Source organism: Halonotius sp. F2-221B (assembly GCF_046719765.1).
Lineage (GTDB): Archaea > Halobacteriota > Halobacteria > Halobacteriales > Haloferacaceae > Halonotius.
Map to the genome: position 1 here is coordinate 1 of NZ_JABEBY010000014.1, position 16,599 is coordinate 16,599.

Below are 16,599 nucleotides of genomic sequence, written 5' to 3' on the forward strand. Positions count from 1 at the left end.
AAGCGCAACCTCTTCAAGCCGACCCATTACCAAATCTACTACGTCTATCGGTAAATATCTTGATTAAACACTATCAGACGGAGACACCCGAACGACCCTCGCCCTCTGGTGAGCCCGGAAACTGGATCGAGAAATCGATGGCCTCGGCTCCCGCCCGCAGGATCGGCCGTTTGCGTTGGCCGTCATCTTCGAACTCGACGACGCCCAGCGATTCGAGTTCTTTGAGGTTCCGATGTACCTCCCGGTAGTCCCGATCGACAGCGGTCGCTGTGTCGCGGATGCTTGCCGGCTGGTCGTCGACGATAGCCTCGATGAGTTCGAGATTCGCGGTTCGCATGAGGCGGTCGAGATCGTCGTACGTCTCAAAGTTGAGGATGAATCGCTCGTCTTGGTCGATGCCCGAACCGGTCTCGCCGGCCTCGGCGCGACGCAGTCGCTCGCGGGCAGCCTCGCGGTGCTCGTCGGCTCGTTTGAACGTGATCTTGAGCGTGTTGTTAGTCATGACTGATTCCTCTCAAAGCTCGTGTCCACACGCACACTTCCCGATACAGTACGTCGTTTCCGCTGTCGACGCCGCAAGCCCGAGTCGGGCGAGCGCGACAGCCGCGGCCGCGGTCGAATCGGTCGGCGGCCGCACCGTCGCGGCGGTCGCGCCGTAGGGGCTCGGGCCCACGTCGATCCGGTCGACGATCTCACCCGCCGCGTGGTCGATGACCGCTACCTCGTCGTTCGTCTGGATCGGAACGTAGAGCTTCGTTTTCGCCGAGATCCACGTCCCGACAAACCCCGAACCGCCGAGATCGAGGCGGTCGGTAACGGTGCCGGCGACGAGGTCGATCACGCTCACGTCGTTGCTACCGGGGGTGAACACATAGCCGGTCTCGCTGTCGGGGCCAATCTCGCTGGTCAGCGCGCCGCGGCCGAGGCCGTCGTCGGTCGTCAGCCGGGTTCGCTCGGTCGGGTTGGCGGGGTCGCTGCAGTCCCAGATGCTTTCGGTGCCCTCGCCTTCGTTGTGTTCGACCAGCATCGTCTCGCCGTCGGGGGCGATCGTCGCCATCCACGGCGCGGCCGCGTCGGCGGCGACGCCCGCAACGTCGATCTGTGTCTCGATTTCGAAGGGGTCGACGCTGAGGACGGTCAGCGAGTCGCCGAAGAGATCCGGCACGTAGGCGTACTCGCCGTCGGGGTGGATCGTCACGTCACACGGCCCGGGGCCGTCGGTGTCGCCGCGGCCGCCTTCGTCGACCCGTTCAAGTTCGCCCGTCACCTCGCCGAACGTCTCGGAGTCGCGGTCGGCATCGACCCGGTAGTTGGTGTGGCTTGGCTCGCGTGCGCTGACGATGACGTGGCTGCCGTCGGGCGTTTGCTCCTGCCAGTTCGCCCCGGAGCCGGTGTCGACGCGAGCGACCGCCTCCAGCCCGCCGGCCGTCAGCGCGCGGACGCCCCGCTCGACGTTGAGCCACAGCGCGTCCTCGGACTCGTCGGTCAGAGCAGGGGTGTACTGGTTCGACGGGAACGACGACGAAAGATTGACCCCGCGGGAGCCAACGACCTCATTGCTCGCGGGATCGATCAGGCTCACCGTCCCATCGCCGGTGTTGAACACGAAGACGGTCGGCTGTCCTGTCGACGCCGCTGTGTCGTCGCCGGCCTGGCTGCTGCCATCGCCGGCACAACCCGCGGCAGCGACCGCGCTCGCGGTAGCCCCGCTGGCCAGCAGGTGGCGACGCGACAGGCCCGCCGGGACGCCATCGTCGCGCCCACGGTTCGGATACAGCTTTGGATCGGCTGCGGGCTGGGTCATGGTGAACGATTCAAACCGGATCGATGAAGTACTACCGGTGGCGACAGTATCGACACTCAAACCGACGAGCGGCTGCGGACAGCCCACCGGTTTCGGTATTGTTTCGGAAATTACACCAGAGAAATTAATCTCGAATCGACCAAACAGCCACCCATGGCACGATCTGCTCTCACGGATAGACGGACGGTGGTTCGAACGGCCGCAACCGGCGCGATCCTCGGGGTTGCAGGGTGTATATCGACTGATCCCACAGACGACGGCAACACAACCGACGACGAGGCGAACGACGAGGCGACCGACGACGAGACAGCCACACAGCCGGCAGCGATCCCGGCGGATGCGAACTGCGAGGTCTGCAACATGGTCGCCGGCGACTATCCGGCGTGGAACGCCCAACTCACCCACGACACCGGAGAGGACGCGTATTTCTGCTCGGCGGGCTGTCTGGCAGCCTACACCGCCGAGCCACCGCGGTTTGAGGGGCCGGATTCTGCGATCGACACGGCGTGGGTGACCGAGTACGAGACGGAATCCTTCATCCAGGCGAGCGAGGCGTTCTTCGTGCGGGTGGCGAACCCTGACCACGTCGACGATATCATGATGAAAAATCCGACACCGTTTGCGACGCGTGAGGACGCCCTCGCGTTTACCGAGTCGTTTGACGCCTACGACGAGGGCGACATCCTGCAGTTCAGCGACTTCGATATGGCGTTGGCGACGTTCTACCGTGGGAAATTCTTCAACGACGAGGAGATGAACAGCTCTGAGGGGAACGAGAGTACTGAGAAGACACCCAACACAGCGTAACTATACGCCGGTCGAATACCGCAGGATGCCAGCGATCCCGCCGAAGGCGTTGTAGAGCTGTTCGCCTTTCTCGAAGTCACTGGAGATGAACTTGACCTCGGTGCCGCGCTGTTCGGCGATCTCGATCAGGTGGTCGATCACGTCCTCGCGCTCAACGACCTCCGCATCCGCGCCGTCGTCACACTCGTGGTCGGGGGTGTCATGGCGGCGGTCGACAAGTTCGTACTCCTCGGTGCCGTCACAATCGTAGACGACCACGTCCTGCCGGAGATCCTCGGAGATGAGCAGTCGGTCGACCGACCCCATCACGAGGTTTCGCCGCGTCGGCTCGAAGCCGTAGGTCGCCTCGTCGCCGTCGTGGAGGTTCTCGAAGAACTCCTCCATCTGGTTTTTGTCCTTGACGACCTCCTGGTCGGCCAGCACGTCACTGGCGGCGTCAACCAGATCGTGGAGGCCGGACTCGTCGGTGTAGGCCACGTCGAACTTCCCGAGCACCATATCCTGTAGCTCGTGGTGGAGATAGTCGCCGTCAACGAACTCGTCTTTCGTCGGCGAGGGGCCGCCGATGAGGATGCCGTCGAGCTCGTGCCGTTTCGGCACCATCAGCTCGTCGGCCATCTCAGCGATCTCCTGATAGAAGTTGTCGATGGCCTCTAAGCGCAGGCGGGCGAATCGCTGGGCGGACTGGCCACCCTTTCGCTGCTTGCCCGGAACGAGTGAGGAGGCGGATTTCACCGGCTCGACGCGCTTGCCCTTCAGCCAGCCGACGTTGGCCTCCCGGCGGTCGAGGACAATAAGTCCAAAAAGGCCCTTGTCGAGCAGCATGTTCTCTAGCGGCTCGGTCAGAAACTCCGAATCGCAGTGATAGCGGAACGACTGGATCGGCTCGGATGGCGATTCGAGCACGCGCGTGATCATCTCGGTTTGGCCGCCGCCGGAGTCGACCGCCCCGGAGAAGATGACGATCCCGTTTTCGGGTGGGAAGGTGTCGTAGTATCGCAGGCGGTCTTTGATCGAGGTCAGGGCGTCTTGGACGTTCGTTCGCGTCTGTTTGGATTTGATATTCGACGCCTCAGAGTGCTCCTGGATGACATGTTCGACAACAGAGGAGATCTGCTTGTCGTCGGGGATGTAGATCGTGACGAGCTGGGTGCCGGAGCCTTCGAACTCCTGGAGTTCCTCGATAACCTTCTTGAACTCGTATTTTCGCCGGTCGTCGCCGGCCTGCTCGTCGGCGTCCGTACTCATTGGCGATATATCGCCCGGCTGCGGGTAAGTATGCTTTGGGTCCGATATATCGCAGTTCGACCGACCCTTCGGGAGCAACAGATCGTGGTTCGACCGACCCCGCAACTACTCCAGTAGATCCGTGACGCTGCTGTCGTCAAGCGCGGCGACCGTCTCGTCAAACTCGTCTTTGAGCTCCGTCAGGCGGGATTCAAGCTCGGCGAACTCCTCGTTGTCGTCGAGTTCTGTTTGGGTATGGGCCTCCCGGAGCACATCGTAGGTCTCGGCGGCCGCGTTGTACTCGGCGACAAGCTCCTCGTATCGCCGTTTCAGGAACGCTTGCTCGACGGCATCCAGCAGTTCATCTGTCGAGACTGATTTCGTGAGATAGCCATCAAACGGCAGATCGATGATGTCCGTGTCGGGGTCGATCGCCGAGACGAGGATGACCTGAAACTCAAGCTCCCACTCATCGATCCGTTTGATCACGTCGTCACCAGCCATTCCGGGCATCCGGCGATCCAACAACACCAGATCGACATCCGGGCCGAGTTTGGTGAGTGCCTCCCCACCGCTCGTTGCGACCTTCGTCTCGTAGTGATCCGCAAGGCGGAGGGCGTACGACTCCGCGAGATCGGCCTCGTCGTCGACGATAAGGATCGTCTTCGCAGCCTCAGTCATACCTGAACACCCACGCAACACCCAAAAAATCTTGTTACTTGCGGGATCGGCTGTCTGGACGGTAAGGGTTTGTATCGCCCGTCACAAACACCTGTATGGACGACGCCCTGCGGGCTGGTATCGCTCTCTACGCCGCCGGCGACTACCACGCCGCCCACGAGCCATGGGAGGAGACGTGGCTACAGCTGCCTGCCGGCGACGACAAACAGCTCCTGCAGGGGCTGATCCAGTTCACCGCGGCCGTCTATCACGCCCGCGGGCGCAACTGGGACGGCGCGGTCGGCCTCGCCGAACAGGCCCAGTCGTATCTCACCGCGGTGCCAACCCCCTACCGTGGTATCGACAGCGACAGCGTGGTGGCGGCGCTCCGGGGGCTCGAAGCCGACCCTGAGCGGGTCGAACGCGAACCGAGTCCGCCACTGCGCTACCGAGGCCGCAAACTGACCGCGGCCGACCTCGAAATCGACGGGATCACCGCCGCCGCCAGCGTCGTTGCCACGGAGGACGAGGCCTACGATACGGCGATCGTCGAGACCGCAATCGACTACGCCCGCGAAGAGACCACCGGCTCACAGGCGCAGTTTATCCGGCTTCTGACCTCGTTTGTCGACGACCGCGAACACCGTGGCATTGTCTACGATCGGCTTCGACAGAACGTTGAGCGTCGGCAGGCAAAGCGAGAGGATGTCTCCGGGCTGTTTGAGTGAGTCGTCGTCGGTGGCAACGTAGTCGACCCGGCGACAGGGCAACCTACCGGTTGGTTTCGAAAACCGCCCAGCCAGCACCGCCGAGTACGGCAAACACAGCCGGATAGAGGACGCCGGCAAGGATGACCGCGGCCGTGAGATCCGGGCCGCCGGTGGCGCCCCCGACAGTGATCTCAAACAGCAACCCACCAACCACGGTCAACAGCAGATAGCCCGGCAGCAGCGTCAGCCCGGCGAGGCCGCCGTCTGTGGGATCGGTAGCGGCCTGCTGTCGAGCGATGAGCGCGCCACCAGCGATCAAGAGTACCACCGGAACCAGATACAACGCCGCGGTGAACCCGGTGTCGCCACCGATGTAGGCCGTCGTCTGGCTGCCGAGAACCGGGATATCGAGGACGACATCCACAAAATGCGCGTTGTAGAACACCCAGCCGACCAGCTCGTGGGTCGCCGGCGCGCCGTCAAGCGTTTCGATGATCCGGGTGAGCGGTGAGTCCCGGAGATTCGGTGCGACGAGGAGGTATGTGATCGCGTAGCCGGCGAGCCACGGGAGCGTTCCAACAAGGCTGCCGGTCGCAATCGAGCGGGGATCAAGCGATGCCATCGATCAGTCGATGTGCGCCAGTGGGAAAACGGGCGTGGCTCCGATATCGACGACGCGCGTGCGGCGCGGTCGACACCGATTCAGCCCGGGATCGCCTGCGACGTGTGGCAACCACTGACACCGAAAGCGGCTGTCATAAGACCTTTATTTCGCCTAATTAGATGTCATTACACGATGTCAGCAGACTTCCCTGACTACCTCGATGTCGATTACACCGACGGCGAGGGCGAAGATCCAGCCGACTATCCACGGCTGCCCGATAAGATCGAAAAGGCGATCGACGTGACCAGAGCCGGTCTCGAACAGTATGAGAACCCGGCGGTCATGTGGACCGGCGGCAAGGACTCGACGCTGACGCTGTACTTCATCAATCAGGTCGCCGAGAAGTACGGCTACGAGAAGCCAACGGCCGTCTTCATCGACCACTACCAGCACTTCGACGAGATCACCGACTTCATCGAACACTGGGCCGAGGAGTGGGATATCGACCTCGTCTACGCCCGCAACGAGGACGTAGGCAACTACGTTGATGAACACGGCCTCGAACCCGGCGACGACATCCCGGTGTCGGCACTCTCCGAGCACAACCAACACCACGTTCGGGAGATCCTCGAATACGAGGAAGACACCTTCCCGTTCCTGCTGGACACCTACGTTGGCAACCACCTGCTGAAAACGGTCGCGCTCAACGACGCCCTCGAAACCCACGGCATCGACGGCGTGATCTCGGGTGTCCGCTGGGACGAACAGGAGGCCCGCGCCGACGAGACGTTCTTCAGCGCGCGCCACGACCCCGACATCTACCCGCCGCACGACCGGGTGCAGCCGATCCTCCAGTTCGACGAGGGCGACGTGTGGGACGTGTTCTGGAACTACGTCGTCCCGGACACCGTCGAGGCGTTCCCCGAGGACGGCTACGTGCCCGAGTCGGCCGACGACCTGCCGGACGGCGTCGAGCAGTCGGACGTGCCAATTTCACCGAAGTACTTCGCCGGCTTCCGGAGTCTCGGCAGCGAAGTCAGTACCGAAAAGACGACCGACGAGCCCGCATGGCTGCAGGATCTCGACAACACAACCGAACGCGCCGGTCGCGCCCAGGATAAGGAGGATCTGATGGAGCGACTGCGCGATCTCGGCTACATGTAGCGTTCGGGACGACCGTTCGCCATCACAACGGCGTTTTTGCGCTGACCGTTGTTTTTCGCAGCGACAGCCACGGACACCGGCCCTGTACGCAGCGTGGGCACGCGCCGAACGCTCTTGTGGGTGGTCAGTGATGCGGGTGTATGGCCGACAACCCATACAGCGAACAGCTCTACATCGACGGCGGGTGGCGCGACGGAGACGACACGATCACTGTTCGTGATCTTGCCGACGGCGGCACCGTTGCAACTGTGGCTGCCGCCAGCAGCGACCAGGCTGATGAGGCACTCGCGGCCGCAGCAGACGCACAGGACGCGATGCGGGAGACGACGCCGGTCGAACGCGCCGACTGGCTGGAGGCTATCGCCGACGAACTCGAAGCCAGAGCCGAGGAGTTCACCGAGCGGATCGTCCGCGAAGCGGGGAAACCGATCTCCGCGGCGAGTGGTGCACCACCGAGTGCGGCCCGGCGGTTCCGGTTTGCGGCCGCAGAGGCCCGCGATCTGGCCAAAACGTACGGCGAGTACCGCGAGGGCTCGACCCCGGGCCACGAGGGGTGGACGGCGATCGTCAAACCTGAACCCATCGGCACCGTGCTCTGTATCGCGCCGTACAACTACCCCCTGCAGACGACCACCCTCCAGATCGCCCCCGCCCTCGCTGCCGGCAACAGCGTCGTCCTCAAACCGTCGAGCAAGACGCCGACGACGGCGGCCCTGCTGACGGACGTGATCACCTCGGCGGTCGACCTCCCGGACGGCGCGGTCAACTTCGTGCCCGGCCACAGCCGCGAGATCGGCGACACGCTGGCCGGCGACGACCGTGTCGACACCATCGCCATGACCGGCTCCTCGGGGGCCGGCACTCACGTCGCCAAGGAGTCTGGCATGGTCAACCTCGTGATGGAACTCGGCGGCAACGCCCCGGCGATCATCTTCCCCGACGCAGCCCTCGAAGACGCTGCCGGAGCCTGTACGGCCGGCTCCGTTAAGTTCGGCGGCCAGCGGTGTTCGGCCGTCTCCCGGGTGCTGGCCCACGAGTCCGTCCACGACGAGATCGTCAAACGGATCCGGCTGACGATGGAGGGGTGGGTCGTCGGCGACATCTTCGAGGAGGAGACCGATTTCGGCCCGCTCATCGACGAAGACCACGCCACGGAGGTCAAGGGACTCATCGACGACGCCGTCGACACCGGCGCGAACCTCGTGTTGGGCGGTGAGCGCGAGGGCGCGTTCGTCGAGCCGACGGTGTTGGGCAACGTCCCACAGGACGCCGAAATCATCCACAAGGAGCAGTTCGGCCCCGTCGCTGCGGTGACGACCTTCGAGGAAGAAAGCGAGGCGATCGACCTCGCCAACGCCGACAAATACGCTCTCGACGCCTCGGTGTTCACGAGCGATCACGACCGCGCGATGCGGGTCGCCAAGCGGATCGACGCCGGCGGCGTCCGGATCAACGGCGCGCCCTCCCACGGCCTCGGTGATATCCCCTTCGGCGGCAACGACGCCTCCGGGATCAACCGTGAGGGCATCCATGCGGCCATCGAGCAGATGCTCCGCAAGAAGTCGATCATCCTGTAGGCCGGATCAAAGCCGGTATTACCCCGGCTGCCGTCCCTAACTGTATGACAGATGCGTGGGTGAGCCTCTTTTCTGGCGGCAAGGACTCCTCGTGGGCACTGTATCAGGCTCTCGAAGAGGGGTTGCACGTCGAGCGACTGCTGACGGTGCATCCCTCCGAGGACTCGTATATGTACCATGTCCCCGAAACACAACTCGCCAGCGTTGCCGCCGAGAGCATCGGCATCGATCTCGTCGAAGTCGATCCCGGCGATCTCGCGGCCGGCGACGCCGACGACTCCGCGGCACAGGGCGATGCCGAACTCGAACCGCTGGAAGCGGCCCTTACTGACCTCACAGACGACATTGACCTCGCGGGTGTCACCGCCGGAGCCATCGAAAGCGAGTTTCAAACGAATCGGATTCAGGCGATGTGCGACCGCCTCGGGATCGATCTCTTTGCCCCCTTATGGCAGCGCGATCCCGAGGAACTGGCCGCCGACATGCTGGACGCTGGCTTCGAGATCACGATCCTCCAGGTCGCGGCCTACGGCCTCGACGAATCGTGGCTCGGTCGCACGCTCGACGCCGACGCCATCGACGACCTCCGCGAACTCAACGACGAGTACGGCGTCCACCTGCTCGGCGAGGGCGGCGAGTTCGAGACCTTTGTCACTAATGGCCCGCATATGAATCGGCGCATTGAGTTGGAGTACGACACAGAGTGGAACGGCGACAGCGGGCGCGTGCGGATCACTGACGCGAAGTTGGTCGAGTGACCGAGTCAGGAAAAATCAGTCCAGCGAACGTTTTTATGTGATACCGTTGTATCACAGCATATGAGCACCGAGAGCGAGCAGGGCGACGATCGAATGGCGAAGATCAACGTTCGGGTGCCGGAATCGCTCCTTGAGCAGATCGACTCGGCGTGGAAACAGCGCGGTTACGCCAGCAAATCCGAGGCGATCCGCGACGCGCTCCGTGAGTGGGTCAACGACCCGGCAGCACTCTCCGAGGAGACACTGGCTGCACTCGAAACGAGCCGCGAGCAGGTCGATACCGGCGAAACAGTGTCGGCCGCGGAGGCACGCGAGCGATTAGGGCTCGATGACTGAGGTCAGCTACACCGAGAAAGCTATCGACCAGTTGGACAGACTGGAAACCCAGACCGCGGATCGAATACTGTCGAAGGTCGACGATGCAGCCGAGTGGCCGGATCATCACCTGACATCACTTCGTGGATTTCCGTACTACAAACTCCGTATCGGCGACTATCGCGCCATCATCTCGTGGGATCGCAACGATGAGATCCTGCGTGTCGAAGCCGTCGGTCACCGCAGCACGATCTACGACCGACATCTACCGCCCTGAGTCTGCGAGATGCGTTTTTGTTCCTGCGAGCCGTGGAACCGTGTATGACCGATTCGACGCGTCGTGAACAACTGGCCGACCGCCTCGGCGAGGGGCCAGCAACCGCCAGCGAACTTGCCGACGAGCTCGACACCCCGGTCTCGACGATCTACACCGACATCCAACACGTCGCCCGATCGACGCGCTACGCCGAGGAGCGGGAGTTTCTCGTCGCGCCTCCGGAGTGTGTGAACTGTGGGTTCAGCGGCTACGATGATCCGATCAACTATCCCTCACGCTGTCCGGAGTGCCGCAGCGAAAATATCGAGGAAGCGGTCTTCAAGATCGACGCAGAATAACGAAAACCGGTCGGTGCGCGCCGGTGCCGACGCTCAGGCTGTCGTCTCGACACCAAGCGCTGCCAGAAGCGTCTCGGCGGCCGCCCCGGAAGAGCCCGGGCCACGGGCGGTGATCAGATCGCCGTCGATGGTGACACTGGTGTCGGCATCGAGTTCGGCGTCCCAGTTCGCGCCGGCGTCGATGACCTCATCTTCGACCCAGTAGGGGAGTTTTCGGCCGTCATCCATCAGGTCGTGGTCGTCGACGATCCCCTCCTCCCACTCGTTGGGGAACCCGGTCACATCACGGCCGTCGACGAGATACTCGCCGTCGTCGGTTCGGGTGAAGCCGAGCAGCCCGACAGCGTGACAGACAACAAGCGCGGTTCCCTCGTCGCCGGCGACGGCGTCAGCCAAGAGGTCGCGGGCGTGGCGATCCATGTTGATGTCCCACATCGTCCCGTGGCCGCCGGGGAAGACGACAGCGTCGTAGTCGGCGGCGTCGACGGTGGTGATCGACACCGGGTTCTGGAGGCGGTCGTCGCTGCCATCGCATTCCAGTACCCGTTCGGCGAGTTCCTCGCCGACCTCCGCGGGGTCGACCGATCGCTCATCGACGACCGGCGGCTCGCCGGTCGGGGTCGCCACGTCAACCTCGACGCCGGCCTCATCAAGCCGGAGCAGCGGTTCGATACATTCCTCGCCCCAGTAGCCGTGTTCGCTAACGACGAATAGTGCGTTTGCCATCACTCGTTGTATGCACTCCGGCGTAAAAAGCGGCGGTTCGGCATAACTGACAGCTTCCGGGACGAGCCCAGCAGCGCGAAGTCACAGTACCGAGCAGTCGGGTTAGGCGTTCGGCACCGCGGCGTCGAGTTCCTCGCGTGCCTTGTCGAGTTCGGTCTGCACAACAAACGTCTCATCGCCCCCGTGGTCGACGACAGCCTCAAGAGCGCGTTTGGTGCCGATCTGTCGGAGGGCCCACGCGGCTTGGGCGCGGACGTTGGGGTCGTCGTCGGCTTTCAGCGTCTCCGACAGCGGCTTGATCGCGCGGGTGTCGCCGATGAGGCCGAGCGCGCGGGCGGCCTGTGGGCGAACCACGTCGTTGTCCATCAGCAGCTTGTCGGCCAGCGGCTGGACAGCCCGCTCGTCGCCGATCTCGCCGAGCGCGCGAAAGGTGACTTTCTGCAGCGGCGCGTCGCTGTCGGCGTCGACGTACTCGATCAGCGTCTCGACGGCCTCGGTCGCACCCATCTTGCCGAGAATCCGAATGGCGGGTTTGTCGCGTTTTTCGGCGCGAGCAAGCATCGTCTCGATGGCCTCGTCGGTCGCGGCAACCGGTCCCATGCGTTCAAGCGAATCAAGACAGTGTTCCTCCATGAAGTCCGAATCGAGACTGTCGAGAGCCATGAGAACCATGTCCGTGTTGCCGCGCTTTTCGTGTTCCTTGAGCGCGGCCCACTCCATGGGGAAATCTTTGGTGTGGCCGAGCACGTCGTAGTACCCTTCCGACTGCAGTGTCTCCCGCACCGAGAGGTCGGCCCACTCCTCGGCGGCCTCAATGTCACTGTCGAGTGTGTCGGTTGCCTCGATCAGCGCGGCGATCGTCTCGTCGTCGGCATCGGGGTCGAGATCGGCTCCCGACACGGCATCGGCCAGCGCGTCAAGCGCGTCGTCGGTGTCGGCGATGGTTTCAGGCTTGCCTGCGTCGGTGTCGACCTGCTCGGCGACGGCGTCAACAAACGCGGCGACGGCGTCGACGACCTCGCCTTCGCCCTGTTCGGTCCAGTCGCCGTCGTCGATGGCGGCTGTCGCCGACTCGATAGCGTCAGTCACGTCGTCAGCGTAGGGGCCGCGTGCCGATTCGAGGTCATCGCGGAGATCGGCAAGCTGGGAGCGAGCTTCCTCGTGAGGGTCGTCGGGCTCCTCGTCGTCCTCGTCAGCCTCCGGCACCGGCGGAATGGCGTCGTCGATGGCGTCCAGCGTCGCCGCAACGTCGTCGAGCTCGGCCTCCGTTGCTGCGTCATCGAGCGTCTCGGCGGCGGCATCGAGCCGCTCCTCGATATCCTCGGTCGTTGCCAACTCGGTCGACGCCTCGTCAGTCACGTCGTCAGCGTCGGTTGACGCGGTGTCGGCCTCGTCGGTCGCGTCGTCGCCGTTGCTCATATGTCACACACTGCGGGCGATAGTCAAAAGAGCGTTTCCATTGTGCGGTGTCGCCGCTATCGCTCGCGGACGACGACAAACTCCGCGAGATCCCGGAGATACGCCGCGGCATCAGTCTCCGGAAGATCGACAGCATCGAGAGCCTCCAGGGCGCGGTCGGACTGCTCGCGGGCGCGCTGATCGCCTTCCGCAGCCGTCAGCTCCGTGATCTGGATCAGCGACGGGCGATCCATCGTCTCGTCTTGGCCGGCGGGCTTCCCGAGAGCAGCGCTGCTGGCGGTCGCATCCAACACGTCATCGCGGATCTGGAAGGCAACCCCGACCCGTTCGGCGTACTCGCCGAAGGCCTCGACCGTTTCCGGGTCGGCACCGCCGGCGACCGCGCCGAGTTCGGCCGAGGCACGAAACAGCGCGCCCGTCTTTCGGCGCGCGAGTGTCATGTATTCAGTCTCGGTCGTTGGCCGCGCCGCGAGCTCGGTCGCCTCGCCTTCCCCGAGTTCGACCATCGCATCGGCGACGATCTCCATGGCGCGCTCGTTGCCGGCAAACAGCGCGAACGCCTCCCCGAGCAGCCCGTCGCTGGCGATGATCGCCGGCCCGTAGCCGTACTCCGCCCACGCACTCGGCGTCCCCCGGCGGGTATCCGAGCGGTCGATGATGTCGTCGATGACCAAGGAGGCGTTGTGGACAAGCTCGATGCCGGCCGCGAAATCAATCGCCTGCTCGCGGTCGCCGCCGACAGCCTCACAGGAAAGGATCGTCACCGCCGGCCGCACCCGCTTGCCGCCGGCGAGGACGACATGACCGAGTTGGTCGGACAGGGCGTCGGGATCTGCGGCGTCGATGACCGCCTCCAGCCGGTCGTTGACCAGCCCAACCCGACGCTCCAGATACTCCATAGGTTGGGTAGTCGACCTGCGGCAAAGTAGGTGACGGAAGGATACCGGTCGGAGCTACGACGGTGGGTCGCTGTCGTCAGGGGCCGACGTGTCGCTGGCAGCATCGTCAGACTGCTCGTCGTCATCTGCCTGCTCGTCGTCACCTGATTGATCGTTGTCGCCGGTGGCATCGACACCCGGCAGCGTGATCAGGTTCTCCCGGCCGATCCGGAGCTTCGAGACGCGATCCTCGTCGGCCATCGACGACAGCAGCTGTGAGACCTTTGCATCCGACCAGTTTGTCTCCTCGACGATGGCGGCCTGCCGCATCCGCCCGCCGTTGCGCTCAAGCAGGCGTTCGACCCGCTCGTCGTCGGCCAACAACGAGAGATCTTCCTCGGGTGGGTCGGGCTCAGTTGGTTCCTCGGTCGGCGCGGCCGCCGCGGGGTCGTCGTCACCGTCACCCGGCAGGACACGCTCGCGGACGGCGATACTGTCGTTGCGGCGCAACAGAACGGCGACGCCGATGATCAGCGCGGCGAGGATCACCGCGATCCCAACGAACCGAAGCGAGCCGGCACCCAACACCGACTCCTCGAAGGTGATCCGGATGTGGTCGTCGGCGCTAAACCTTCGCGGCCCCTCGATCTCGACGGTGTTGTCGGCGAACGGAACGTTCGCGCTCGTGATCGCGTAGCCGCGGGGCGTGGTGATACGCAGCACCTGGCCATCCTCAAGGGTCGACAGCCACGTGCCGCTTGGGGTGCTCAGTGCATCGTTGAACACGAGCTGTTCGTCGCCCGCGTCGGCGAGGAAGTTTGTCCACGTGAACGTCAGCTCAAGCCGACCGGTCGTCCCGCGGCGAACCGCGTCGTAGCTCGGGTTCTCGACGGTCATCTCCCGGTCGGTGGCCGCGCTGGCGCGGGTGGCGAGATTCTCATACAGCGCGGCGGTCGGGCCAAAATCAGCCTCGCCGTCGCGGTAGGCGGCCGCAAGCTCGTCGAAGGCAGTCTGCTGGTCGTCGGTTCGGAGATCATAGGCGACTGTCACCGTCCAGTCGGCACTCCGATCCGGCTGGAGGGCCACCTCCATCGTCGTCGTCGGCTCGGAAACCCCCTCGGCAGCCAACGCGGCACCATCCGAGGTCGTCTGAGCGATCGGCGCGGTTGCGGTGGGGGCGACCGCTGTGTCGATCGATGTCGGCGACGCGGCCGCCCCGGCGTCGGGCGGCACAGCGGCCGCGGCGGCTGGAGGGGCGACAGCGAGGCAAACGAGGAAAACCACCCCGAGGACAACAAACCGCATTACCGGAGCCTCACAGTCGCCGCGGAAAACGCTTTCTATCACGCCGACGCCGTGACAGGAGCACAGCGAGATCTGTCGCCTGTAGATGGATTTTTGTCGATCCGGCAGAGAGTGCCGATGAATGAGAGCCCTCCCGCTGTTGCTCGCCGCGCTGTTGGTAACGGCGACGGTCGGTGCCGCCGTGGTGGTACCCGTCGACAGCGACACCACCGGTGTGGCGGCAGCCGATAGCGACACTACCCCCGCTGCTAGTGCGACCGCACCAACACCGCTACAAGCCACGACCAGTCCGCTACAGGCTACGACCGCCGGCGACCGCACGACTGAGACGGCCAACGCGACCCCACGAAACGTGTTGCCGCTCGGAGCGAACACAATCGACCGGAGTAGCCTGCGCCGACACCACGTCGACATCGGCCCGGCCGCCGGCTTTGAGACCGCCGCCGCAACCGATCAGCTTGCGACCGGGGCGATCGAACAAAACCTCTCAACCGACACGGTTGACAACGACCGTCTCGCCGCCAACGTCGACGCCATAGCAGCGACGACTGAGCGGCTTCGCCAACGCGAGGCCGCCGCCATCGACGCCTTCGCCGCCGGCGACCGTGAGCCGAAGGCCCTCCTCGAAGAGTTGGTGGTGATCGGCCAAACTGCCGACCGGCTGCGAGAGCGGGCCGACGTGATCGACGCCCGGATCGAAACCGCCAGCGACGACAGCCAACGCGAACTGAGCGATCGACTCACCGCCATCGACTACGAGCTCCGGATGCTCGATGGGCCGGTTCGTTCCTACGCTGCGGCCGTGATCCGCGGCGAGCGCCCGGCCGGCCGGGTGTCGATTCAGGCCGGCGCGGAGAACTTTGAGCTCACAGCCATCGAGGATGGAGCGTACCTCCGAGAGGCCTACCGGTTTGACAATCGCGCGACCGGCGCTCAGATCACCGCGGCGACCGCCGAGGAGATCGTCGCCGAGCAGTATCCGTGGTTCTGGGAGCAACGCGGCAGCGGCACCTGGAGCATCGGCGGGCCGGGCTCGCTATCGCTCGTCTCGATCGAGATCGATGAGGGCTCGCTGCGGACGTTTATCGACGGGACGACCGAGCAACGCTTCGTCGAACACCAGCAGATCACGTTGGACGAGATCGTTCCCGTAACACGAACGACGAAACGACAGGATGGGTTGGCCGTGACCGTCGACCGCACCTACGTCGGCGGCCCGCTGGATGTGCGCGTCGTCGACGCCGACACCGGCCAACCGGTCGCCGCCGATGTGTCGGTCGGACAGAACGGCCAGGAAAGTGTCTCTGTCGGGACAACAGGTGACGGCGGTAGCGTGTGGACGCTGACGCCGCAGGGGACGTTCACGCTCACGATCCTGGCCGAAGACGACTCGGCGGCGTTCGTCGAACTCACCCCACAGGACGCCGATAGCGTGCTGTAGTCGGCAGCGAGGATTTTTATCGGAAGCCACAGCCAGCGACCCCCATGGGTGGCGGCAGCCGCGCATGTGGTGACAGCTGTGGCGCGAGGGACGGTGACAGCCAAGGAGCGAGGTGTGATGACAGCCGCGGCGCGAGTGCCGTTGTCGCCGTTGTCGTGCTCTGTGGGCTAACTGTTATCCTCGCATCGGTGGTCGCTGGAGGGTTGACAGGCCTCTACGAGCGCGCGGAGCCGACGCCGACGGCCGCGATGAGCCTCGCGGTCGACGGGGAGACACTGACGTTGACCCACACCCACGGCGACCCGCTCGATGTACGGGCCCTCCGGATGGTCGTCAGCGTCGACGGCGAGCCGCTCCGCCATCAGCCGCCGGTGCCGTTCTTTTCAGCATCCGGCTTCGATCCGGGACCAACCGGGCCGTTCAACAGTGCCAGCGATCCGGAATGGACGGTCGGCGAGTCGGCCAGTCTGACGCTCGCCGGGACAAACTCGCCGACGATCAAGCCGGGGTCGACGGTGACCGTCGAGCTGTATCAGGACGACACCCGGATCGTGACAACCGAGGCGACAGCGCGCTAGCAAAATCGGTC

Annotated in this window: 19 protein-coding genes; 10 read left to right on the forward strand and 9 right to left on the reverse strand. The window is 64.4% G+C overall.

All coding sequences use genetic code 11. The features are described 5' to 3' along the window. Window positions 1-73 precede the first annotated feature (73 nt). The gene (locus HKK80_RS10915; protein ID WP_411799630.1) at window positions 74-502 is read right to left on the reverse strand and encodes a transcriptional regulator; all 429 of its coding nucleotides are present in this window, start codon (window positions 500-502) and stop codon (window positions 74-76) included. Window positions 503-514: 12 nt separating this feature from the next. Continuing rightward, window positions 515-1,804, reverse strand: coding sequence for a hypothetical protein (locus tag HKK80_RS10920; protein ID WP_411799631.1), 1,290 nt, complete (start codon window positions 1,802-1,804; stop codon window positions 515-517). A gap of 153 nt (window positions 1,805-1,957) precedes the next feature. Between HKK80_RS10920 and HKK80_RS10925 the strand changes: the two genes are divergently transcribed. Continuing rightward, window positions 1,958-2,611 carry a nitrous oxide reductase accessory protein NosL gene (locus HKK80_RS10925; protein WP_411799632.1) on the forward strand — a complete coding sequence of 218 codons (654 nt, stop codon included), beginning with the start codon at window positions 1,958-1,960 and terminating at the stop codon, window positions 2,609-2,611. Here HKK80_RS10925 and prf1 read toward each other — a convergent pair whose 3' ends face one another. Further along, window positions 2,612-3,859: a peptide chain release factor aRF-1 gene (prf1, locus tag HKK80_RS10930; protein ID WP_411799633.1), complete on the reverse strand. Its 1,248-nt coding sequence runs from the start codon at window positions 3,857-3,859 to the stop codon at window positions 2,612-2,614. Between the two features lie 105 nt (window positions 3,860-3,964). Continuing rightward, window positions 3,965-4,519, reverse strand: a complete 555-nt coding sequence (locus HKK80_RS10935) for a response regulator (RefSeq protein ID WP_411799634.1) — start codon at window positions 4,517-4,519, stop codon at window positions 3,965-3,967. Between the two features lie 95 nt (window positions 4,520-4,614). Here HKK80_RS10935 and HKK80_RS10940 point away from each other — a divergent pair, with 95 nt between their 5' ends. Further along, on the forward strand, window positions 4,615-5,226 hold the full coding sequence (locus HKK80_RS10940) for a DUF309 domain-containing protein (RefSeq protein ID WP_411799635.1): 612 nt from the start codon (window positions 4,615-4,617) through the stop codon (window positions 5,224-5,226). A 43-nt stretch (window positions 5,227-5,269) separates the two neighbouring features. Here HKK80_RS10940 and HKK80_RS10945 read toward each other — a convergent pair whose 3' ends face one another. Next, entirely contained in the window at window positions 5,270-5,830 is a 561-nt protein-coding gene (locus HKK80_RS10945) for a hypothetical protein (RefSeq protein ID WP_411799636.1), read from the reverse strand. 174 nt (window positions 5,831-6,004) lie between these two features. Between HKK80_RS10945 and HKK80_RS10950 the strand changes: the two genes are divergently transcribed. The 6 genes from HKK80_RS10950 (at window position 6,005) to HKK80_RS10975 (ending at window position 10,241) form a co-directional block, all read left to right on the forward strand. Continuing rightward, a complete protein-coding gene (locus HKK80_RS10950) occupies window positions 6,005-6,976 on the forward strand; it encodes a phosphoadenosine phosphosulfate reductase family protein (RefSeq protein WP_411799637.1) in 972 nt (323 codons plus the stop codon). A gap of 140 nt (window positions 6,977-7,116) precedes the next feature. Next, window positions 7,117-8,553: an aldehyde dehydrogenase family protein gene (locus HKK80_RS10955; protein ID WP_411799638.1), complete on the forward strand. Its 1,437-nt coding sequence runs from the start codon at window positions 7,117-7,119 to the stop codon at window positions 8,551-8,553. A gap of 44 nt (window positions 8,554-8,597) precedes the next feature. After that, a complete protein-coding gene (locus tag HKK80_RS10960) occupies window positions 8,598-9,311 on the forward strand; it encodes a diphthine--ammonia ligase (protein ID WP_411799639.1) in 714 nt (237 codons plus the stop codon). Between the two features lie 60 nt (window positions 9,312-9,371). Next, the gene (locus HKK80_RS10965) at window positions 9,372-9,647 is read left to right on the forward strand and encodes a ribbon-helix-helix domain-containing protein (RefSeq protein ID WP_411799640.1); all 276 of its coding nucleotides are present in this window, start codon (window positions 9,372-9,374) and stop codon (window positions 9,645-9,647) included. Next, the gene (locus tag HKK80_RS10970) at window positions 9,640-9,903 is read left to right on the forward strand and encodes a type II toxin-antitoxin system RelE family toxin (protein WP_411799641.1); all 264 of its coding nucleotides are present in this window, start codon (window positions 9,640-9,642) and stop codon (window positions 9,901-9,903) included. The genes HKK80_RS10965 and HKK80_RS10970 overlap by 8 nt, the downstream gene beginning before the upstream one ends. Window positions 9,904-9,947: 44 nt before the next feature. Next, complete coding sequence (locus HKK80_RS10975; RefSeq protein ID WP_411799642.1) at window positions 9,948-10,241, forward strand: transcriptional regulator; 294 nt, start codon at window positions 9,948-9,950, stop codon at window positions 10,239-10,241. Between the two features lie 33 nt (window positions 10,242-10,274). Here the strand turns inward: HKK80_RS10975 and HKK80_RS10980 are convergent, their stop codons facing one another. The 4 genes from HKK80_RS10980 to HKK80_RS10995 all read right to left on the reverse strand — a co-directional run bounded on the left by HKK80_RS10980 (window position 10,275) and on the right by HKK80_RS10995 (window position 14,569). Then, a complete protein-coding gene (locus HKK80_RS10980; protein ID WP_411799643.1) occupies window positions 10,275-10,967 on the reverse strand; it encodes a type 1 glutamine amidotransferase domain-containing protein in 693 nt (230 codons plus the stop codon). A gap of 102 nt (window positions 10,968-11,069) precedes the next feature. Further along, window positions 11,070-12,386: a HEAT repeat domain-containing protein gene (locus HKK80_RS10985; RefSeq protein WP_411799644.1), complete on the reverse strand. Its 1,317-nt coding sequence runs from the start codon at window positions 12,384-12,386 to the stop codon at window positions 11,070-11,072. 56 nt (window positions 12,387-12,442) lie between these two features. Then, complete coding sequence (locus tag HKK80_RS10990) at window positions 12,443-13,285, reverse strand: polyprenyl synthetase family protein (RefSeq protein ID WP_411799645.1); 843 nt, start codon at window positions 13,283-13,285, stop codon at window positions 12,443-12,445. Between the two features lie 54 nt (window positions 13,286-13,339). Then, a complete protein-coding gene (locus HKK80_RS10995; RefSeq protein ID WP_411799646.1) occupies window positions 13,340-14,569 on the reverse strand; it encodes a helix-turn-helix transcriptional regulator in 1,230 nt (409 codons plus the stop codon). A 121-nt stretch (window positions 14,570-14,690) separates the two neighbouring features. On the opposite strand from HKK80_RS10995, the gene HKK80_RS11000 reads away from it, so the two are divergent. Further along, window positions 14,691-16,010 (forward strand): hypothetical protein, encoded by a 1,320-nt coding sequence (locus HKK80_RS11000; RefSeq protein ID WP_411799647.1) that lies wholly within the window; start codon window positions 14,691-14,693, stop codon window positions 16,008-16,010. Between the two features lie 44 nt (window positions 16,011-16,054). Continuing rightward, window positions 16,055-16,588 carry a type IV pilin N-terminal domain-containing protein gene (locus tag HKK80_RS11005; protein ID WP_411799648.1) on the forward strand — a complete coding sequence of 178 codons (534 nt, stop codon included), beginning with the start codon at window positions 16,055-16,057 and terminating at the stop codon, window positions 16,586-16,588. Window positions 16,589-16,599 lie beyond the last annotated feature (11 nt).